Annotated in this window: 1 protein-coding gene; it reads left to right on the top strand. The window is 73.6% G+C overall.

Annotation, left to right across the window (positions count from 1 at the left end):
• Positions 1 to 468 precede the first annotated feature (468 nt).
• Complete coding sequence (locus L6E12_RS10355; RefSeq protein ID WP_236227687.1) at positions 469 to 2688, top strand: beta-ketoacyl synthase N-terminal-like domain-containing protein; 2220 nt, start codon at positions 469 to 471, stop codon at positions 2686 to 2688.
• Positions 2689 to 2690 lie beyond the last annotated feature (2 nt).

Genomic DNA, 2690 nt, shown 5'->3' with positions numbered 1-2690 from the left:
ACCCTGATCCACCCACCCCACAAGCCCACCCCCACCGCTGCGAGTCCCACCGCCCCCGGAAACCCGAGCCCGGGCAATCCCAACCCGGGCAATCCCAACCCAGGCAGCCACAACCCCGATGGCCTGAGCCTCAGCAACCCGAGCCCTGGCAACCCGAGCCCTGGCAACCCGAGCCCTGGCAACCCGAGCTTCGGCAACCCGAGCCCCGGCATGTCCATCCACGCCCCTGTCGCAGTTGTCCACAGCTCCGCCGCGACCCCTCCCGCCCTGTCACCCCCCGCCGGTAACGTGGAAATCGGGGGTCCCCAGGCCGGGATGATCTTGGAAACGGCCGGGGAGGTGGCGGGAACCGGTGTGGTTCCGTCCTTCGTGGACGATGGTGCAGAGGTTGTCCACAGCCTGTCCGCGCGGGCTGCCGGAGTGTCGGTCCCCTCGGGTAGCGTGGAAATCGGGGGTCCCCAGGGCGGGATGATCTTGGGGGAGGGGGAGCCGCCCGCGTGGTTGGTGGGGGTCTTCTCCGAGTTGCTGGGGATCGCGGCGGGGGAGCTGGACTCCACCGCGCTGTTTGAGGACCTCGGGGTCGAGTCGGTGATGCTGGCCGAGTTGATCACGGCCATCGAGGGGCGGCTCGGGCGGCGGCTGGAGCCGGGGACGCTGTTGGAGAACCCGACCCTCCGCGAACTCGCCCGCGCTCTGGGCGTCGCCGGTGTCGGACCGGCCGCGGTGGTGGAGAGCGACCCCCTGGTCTCCACTGTGGAGCGGCCGACCCCGCCTGCCCCGGACCTACCCCGGCCGGGGCAGGCGCCGGGGGGACGGGAGATCGCGGTCATCGGGATGGCGTGCCGGTTCCCGGACGCGCCCGACGTTGAGGCGTTCTGGCGCAACCTCGCGGCCAAGAGGTGTTCGGTCACCGAGGTGCCGGGCAGCCGGTGGGACACCGCGGAGTTCTACCCCGGGACCGCCACCAGCAAGTGGGGGGCGTTCGTCGACGGGATCGAGGACTTCGACGCCGAGTACTTCGGCATGGGGGCCGAGGAGGCCACGTGCCTCGACCCGACGATCCGGCTGTTCCTGGAGGGGACCGCCGCCGCCCTGGCCGACGCCGGGTACGGCGAGCGGGAGCTGTGGGGGCGCGACGTGGGGGTGTTCGTCGGGGCCCGGATGTCGAACTACCGGGAGCGGACCGGTGCCCGCGGCGGGGCCGCGGGGATGGGGACCGACCAGAACTTCGTCGCCGCGCGGGTGTCGCACCAGTTCAACTTCCACGGGCCGAACATGGTGGTGGACAGCGCCTGCTCCTCGTCGCTGGTCGGCATCCAGCTCGCCTGCCGCAGCCTGCTCGACGGGGAGTCCGAGGTGGCCGTGGCCGGTGGGGTGGACGTGCTCCTCGACGAGCAGCCCTACCTGGAGTTCAGCGCGGCGGGCGCCCTGTCGCCGGACGGCAGGTGCTTCACCTTCGACGAGCGGGCCAACGGGTTCGTGCCCGGTGAGGGCTGCGGCGTGCTGCTGCTCAAGACGCTCGACCGCGCCCTGCGCGACGGCGACCGCGTCCACGCGGTCATCCGGGCCGTCGCGGTCAACAACGACGGGCACACCATGGGGCTCACCACCCCCAACCCGGCCGCGCAGGCGAAGGTGGTGCAGCGCGCCCTCGACGCCTCCGGTCTCGGCGCCCGCGACATCGGGCTGGTCGAGGCGCACGGCACCGGCACCATGATCGGTGACCCGATCGAGGTCCGCGCCCTCACCGACGTCTACCGCCGCACCACCGCCGACACCGCCTTCTGCGCCATCGGCAGCGTCAAGTCCAACATCGGCCACCTCCTCTCCGCGGCCGGGATGGCGGGCGTGCTCAAGGTCGTCCTCGCCCTCAAGCACCGCCAACTCCCGCCGACGCTGTTCTGCGAGACCCCGAACCCCCGGTTCGACTTCGCCGCGTCGCCGTTCACGCCGAACACCGAGCTGCGGGCGTGGGAGAGCGCGGGGCCGCGGGCCGCCGCCGTCAGCGCCTTCGGCCTCGGCGGCACCAACGCCCACCTCATCGCCACCGAGCACGTGCCGACCACCCCGCCCACCCGCGAACCCCTGCCCGCCCCGGTGTTCCGCCGCACCCGCCACTGGCTCGACCGCCCCCAACCGCCGACGCCCCAACGGCAGGGGGGAACGGTGCAGGCGGGCCCGGTTGTCGGGCGGCAGGAGGCGCAGACCCGGGCGGCGTGGCCGCAGGCGCCGGTCACCCCGGTGACCGGGCCGGTGGAGGGGACTTCGCCGGTCGGGTTCCCGGCCGCCTCAGCGAGCTGGTCGGCGGAGGGAGCTTTGCCGGTCGGGTTCCCGGCCGGGCAGGCGGAAGGGGCTTCGCCGGGCGGGTTCCCCTCTGCCCCGGCGAGCGGGCCGGGGGAAGGGGTTCTGCCGGTCAGGCTCCCGGTTGCTCCGGTGAGTGCCTCTGCACCGGCGGCTCCTGTGGCGAGCTGGTCGCCCGGGGCGGGTGGAGCCGACGGCGGGTCGCCCCCGGGTGGGGCGGTCGTGTTCGCGGGAGCGGCCGGGCAGGTCGGGGGTGCGCAGCTCAATCCTGTGCAGCCCGGAGGGGCCTCCGCGCAGGACAGTCCAGTGGTCGAGCTGCCTGCCCAGGGGGGTCTGACCGCCTCCCTGCTCACGCTGACCTTCGCCCACCCACGAGCCGAGGGATGACC

Source organism: Actinokineospora sp. PR83, from assembly GCF_021056305.1.
GTDB classification, from domain to species: Bacteria; Actinomycetota; Actinomycetes; order Mycobacteriales; family Pseudonocardiaceae; genus Actinokineospora; species Actinokineospora spheciospongiae.
Note: the sequence above shows the minus strand (reverse complement) of the source record. Positions and strands in the feature narration are given on the sequence as shown.